The organism is Kitasatospora sp. NPDC034533 (assembly GCF_055575155.1).
In genome coordinates this window covers 1-1,617 of record NZ_JBVITE010000158.1, presented here as the reverse complement: position 1 = coordinate 1,617, position 1,617 = coordinate 1, and the positions used below count along the sequence as shown (strand labels likewise).

2 protein-coding genes are annotated in these 1,617 nt (G+C 73.8%); one reads left to right on the top strand and one right to left on the bottom strand.

Going from position 1 to position 1,617, the window contains the following annotated elements; all coding sequences use genetic code 11:
* Positions 1 to 86 precede the first annotated feature (86 nt).
* On the bottom strand, positions 87 to 380 hold the full coding sequence (locus tag ACZ55U_RS39000; RefSeq protein WP_465534380.1) for a WhiB family transcriptional regulator: 294 nt from the start codon (positions 378 to 380) through the stop codon (positions 87 to 89).
* 151 nt (positions 381 to 531) lie between these two features.
* Here ACZ55U_RS39000 and ACZ55U_RS38995 point away from each other — a divergent pair, with 151 nt between their 5' ends.
* Positions 532 to 1,524, top strand: coding sequence for an LLM class F420-dependent oxidoreductase (locus ACZ55U_RS38995; protein ID WP_465534378.1), 993 nt, complete (start codon positions 532 to 534; stop codon positions 1,522 to 1,524).
* Positions 1,525 to 1,617 lie beyond the last annotated feature (93 nt).

Genomic DNA, 1,617 nt, shown 5'->3' with positions numbered 1-1,617 from the left:
CGCGTCAACGTCCTGTGGGCCCTGATCCGTGACCGGCGGTGCTACCAAGTCACACCGCCGGTCACCGAGGCCGCTTGACAACGACATTAGGAAGCCGAGGGGAGCAGCCCACCGGTGAACAGGGCGCGGCGCTCCTCCTCGGTCAGGCCGCCCCAGACTCCGTACGGCTCCCGGGCCGCGAGGGCGTGGCGCCGGCACTCCACCCTCACGTCGCAGCCGGCGCAGACCGCCTTCGCCGCCTCCTCCCGGGCCCGGGCGGCGGCCACGGGCTCGTCCACGGAGCGGCCGAAGGCGCCGCCCTCCGCCGTGCGGCAGGCCCCCTCGGACTTCCGGCTCCACGGGCGCTGCGGTGCTTCGGGCAGGTACGAGAGGTCGGCCACGGCGGTTCCTTCCGATCGACGTACGCGGTTGCCCCGCTCGTCTAACCCCGTGCCGCCCGTTCATGCCACCCCACGGATCGGCCCGTTGCTGCGATCGGGCGAATCCGGCGTCCGCGGGTGACGACCGGGCCCCACCGGGCAGGCGCGGGACATGGTGCAGATCGGATACACGATGATGACCGAGCAGCGGGGCCCGAGGGGCCTCGTCTCCGACCTGGTGCTCGCCGAACGCGCGGGCTTCGACTTCTCGGTGGTGTCGGACCACACCTTCCCGTGGCTGGACGAGCAGGGCCACGCCCCCTACGCCTGGGCGGTCCTGGGCGCGGCGGCGCAGGCCACCTCGCGGATACCGCTGATGACCTACGTGACCTGCCCGACCTTCCGTTACCACCCCGTGGTGGTGGCGCAGAAGGCCGCGACCCTCCAGTTGCTCTCCGAGGGCCGGTTCCGGCTGGGCCTGGGCAGCGGGGAGAACCTCAACGAGCACGTGGTGGGCCGGGGCTGGCCGGCCGTGGCGGTGCGCGAGGAGATGTTCGCCGAGGCCGTGGAGATCATCCGGGCGCTGTTCGGCGGCGGGTACGTGACCCGGCGCGGAAAGCACTTCGACGTCGTCGGCGCACGGCTGTGGGACCTGCCGGAGCAGCCGCCGCCGATCGGCATGGCGGTGTCCGGCCCGGTCTCCTGCGCCCTGGCGGGGCGGCTCGCCGACCTGGTGATCGCCGTCGAGCCGGACGCCGGACTGGTCTCCGGCTTCGCCGAGCACGGCGGCGCCGGAAAGCCCGCGGTGGGGCAGCTGCCGGTGTGCTGGGACACCGACCGGGACGAGGCCGTGCGCCGGGCCCACGAGCAGTTCCGGTGGTTCGGCGGCGGCTGGAAGGTCAACGCCGAACTGCCGGGCACGGCGGGCTTCGCCGCCGCGAGCCGGTTCGTCCGGCCCGAGGACGTGGCCCGCTCGATCCCGTGCGGCGACCGGGTCGAGGACTTCGTCGAGGCCGTCCGCCCGTTCGTCGACGCCGGATTCGACGAGGTGGCCCTCGTCCAGGTCGGCGGCGACAGCCAGCCCGCCTTCCTGCGCTGGGCGGAGGAGACCCTGCTGCCCGCCCTGCGCGCCGCCTTCCCAACCCGGCCGTCCCGGGCCTTTTAGGGCTCTCCTGCTTGATGTGTGGGTCAGGCTGTTGAGGGTTGGCGTCCGGGGAGGGTGGGCCGGGGCCCTGCGAGGGTCAGCATGACGAGGGCG